The 2,638-nt window shown below is 72.1% G+C and carries 2 protein-coding genes; both read right to left on the bottom strand.

The features are described from left to right. The coding region (locus tag ABF821_RS20730; RefSeq protein WP_415531438.1) for a DEAD/DEAH box helicase at nt 1–1,349 on the bottom strand (1,349 nt) is incomplete at its 3' end. 154 nt (nt 1,350–1,503) lie between these two features. After that, nucleotides 1,504–2,490, bottom strand: coding sequence for a zinc-dependent alcohol dehydrogenase family protein (locus ABF821_RS20725; protein WP_415531437.1), 987 nt, complete (start codon nt 2,488–2,490; stop codon nt 1,504–1,506). Nucleotides 2,491–2,638 lie beyond the last annotated feature (148 nt).

Below are 2,638 nucleotides of genomic sequence, written 5' to 3'. Positions count from 1 at the left end.
GCGGGCTCGCCGTCACGCGCCGGGCGGGGGGCATCGACGCGCAGGGGGCGGATGTCCTCCGGGTCCGGCAGGCGGGCGCGGTACATTTGCAGCAGGGCGGTTGCCAACTGTTCGGGGGTGCGGTCGGCGGCCAGGCGGGCGACCTGCTCCTCGTCGCCGGGGGCGGCGGCTTCGGTCAGGCTCTGGTCGGTCAGCAGGCGTTCGAAATCCTGGGCGCGGATGGCGTCGGCGGTGGGGACGGCGGTCCATTCCGCCGTGACCTTGGCCATGGCCAGCAGGCGTTCGGCGCGACGGCGCATCGAAACCGGTACGACCAGGGCGCAGACGCCCTTGCGGCCGGCGCGGCCGGTGCGGCCCGAACGGTGCAGCAGGGTGGCGCTGTCGGTCGGCAGGCTGGCATGCACCACCAGGGCGAGTGCCGGGATGTCGATGCCGCGCGCCGCCACGTCGGTCGCGACGCAGACGCTGGCCTGGCCGGTGCGCAGGCTGTCGATGGCGCGGGTGCGCTCGTTCTGGCCCAGTTCGCCCGACAGGGCGACCGAGGCGAAGCCGCGTTCCAGCAGCGCGCCCTGCATGTGACGCACCAGCTCGCGGGTGGCGCAGAACACCATGGAGGTGGGGCTGTCGGTATAGCGCAGGATGTTGACCACCGCCGGGATGATCTCGCGCGGGTCGGTCAGCACGGCGCGATAGCTGATGTCGGCGTGCTGGCGGGCGCCCGACAGCGTGTCGATGCGCAGCGCGTCGCGCTGGTAGCGCCGGGCCAGCGAGGCGATTTCCTTGGCGATGGTGGCCGAGAACAGCAGCGTGCGGCGCGTGGCGGGCATCGCGTCCAGCAACTGCTCCAGTTCCTCGCGGAAGCCGAGATCGAGCATTTCGTCGGCTTCGTCGAGCACCACGACGCGCAGGTCGGACAGGACCAGACGGCCGCGGCGCTGGTGGTCGCACAGACGGCCCGGCGTGCCGACGACGATATGGGCGCCGAGTTCCAGCGCCCGGGCCTCGCGCCGCGCGTCCATGCCGCCGATGCACGAGACGATGCGGCCGCCCGCCGGTGCGTACAGCCACGTCAGCTCGCGCTGCACCTGCATGGCCAGCTCGCGCGTGGGGGCGACGATGACGGCCAGGGGCGCGCCGGCCGGTCCGAACCGTTCCGCCCCGCCCAGCAGCGTGTCGGCCATGGCCAGCCCGAAGGCGACCGTCTTGCCCGATCCGGTCTGGGCCGACACCAGCAGATCCTTGCCGTCCGCCGCGACATCCAGCACGGCCTGCTGGACCGGTGTGGGCTCGTCATAGCCGCGCGCGTCGAGGGCGCGCCGAAGGGCGGGATGGGTTTCGGGAAAAGGCATGAGGCGGATCATCCGGACAGAAGGGGCCACGTCGCGACGTGGCGCGAGACAGGCGAGGGCACGGTGGCGGGATCGCGCTCCATAAAGAATAGCCGCCGAAAATACCAGTACGAAAGCACGATCGCCGCGCAGGGCAGGGCTTCCGGCGCCGGAGTCAGGGCACCAGAACCGCCGCGCCCTCGAACCGTCCGGCGCGCAGATCGGCGAGCGCGCGGTTGGCCTCGCGCAGAGGATAGCGCGTCGTGCTGGTGCGGATGCCGATCCTGGGGGCCAGGGACAGGAAATCGAGGCCGTCCTGTCGCGTCAGGTTGGCGACCGAGACCAGTTGCCGTTCCTCCCAGAGCAGATCGTAGGAAAAGGCCGGGATCTTGCTCATATGGATGCCGGCGCAGACCACGCGGCCGCCCTTGCGCACCGCGCGCAGGGCGGCGGGGACCAGCGCGCCCACCGGCGCGAAGATGATGGCGGCGTCCAGCGGTTCGGGTGGCTGTTCGTCCGATCCGCCGGCCCAGACCGCGCCGAGGCCGCGTGCGAAATCCTGCGTCCTGCGGTCGCCCGGCCGGGTGAAGCCGTACACCTGGCGCCCCTGCCAGATCGCGACCTGGGCGATGATGTGGGCTGCGGCGCCGAAGCCGTAGAGGCCCAGCGTCCGGGCGTCCTCGCCCGCCATGACCAGCGACCGCCAGCCGATCAGGCCCGCGCAGAGCAGGGGGGCCAGGTCGACATCGTCGCCGTCCTCGCCCAGCGGGAAGGCGTATCGGGCATCGGCGATGGCGGCCGTGGCATAGCCGCCGTCGCGCGTGTAGCCGGTGAAGAGCGGGTGGTCGCAGAGATTCTCGTGGCCGCTGTGGCAGTAGCGGCAGGCGCCGCAGGTATGGCCCAGCCAGGGGATGCCGACCCGCTGCCCCGGATGCAGGCCCTGCACCCCCTCGCCCAGCGCGTCGATCCGGCCCACGATCTCGTGGCCCGGGATGACGGGATGGCCGGGGAAGGGCAGGTCGCCGTCCACGACATGCAGGTCGGTGCGGCAGACGCCGCAGGCGCCGACCCGGACCCGGATTTCGCCGGGGCCGGGCTGGCGGTCCGGCAGTTCCACCCACTGGAGTGCGGCGTGTGGGGCATCCAGTCTCATCGCATGCATGGTCGCGGCCTCCGGCGCGTTGGTCGGGATTGCGTGCCTACTCCATCATGTCGGCATGGCCCTGCGCTATGATCTGGATCAGTGCGCCGAGGGGATGACCCGATCGTGATCCCAGGGGGGTGCGCGAGGGGTTCGGCCGGGGCGGGAG

This window comes from Gluconacetobacter sp., from assembly GCF_047721585.1.
GTDB lineage: Bacteria > Pseudomonadota > Alphaproteobacteria > Acetobacterales > Acetobacteraceae > Gluconacetobacter > Gluconacetobacter dulcium.
The sequence above is the reverse complement of the archived record's forward strand: the minus strand, read 5'-3'. Positions and strand labels throughout refer to the sequence as shown.

Bases quoted from the DNA above. Each gene is read 5' to 3' on its own strand.
- ABF821_RS20725 (WP_415531437.1), bottom strand. From the start codon at position 2,490: ATGCATGCGATGAGACTGGATGCCCCACACGCCGCACTCCAGTGGGTG.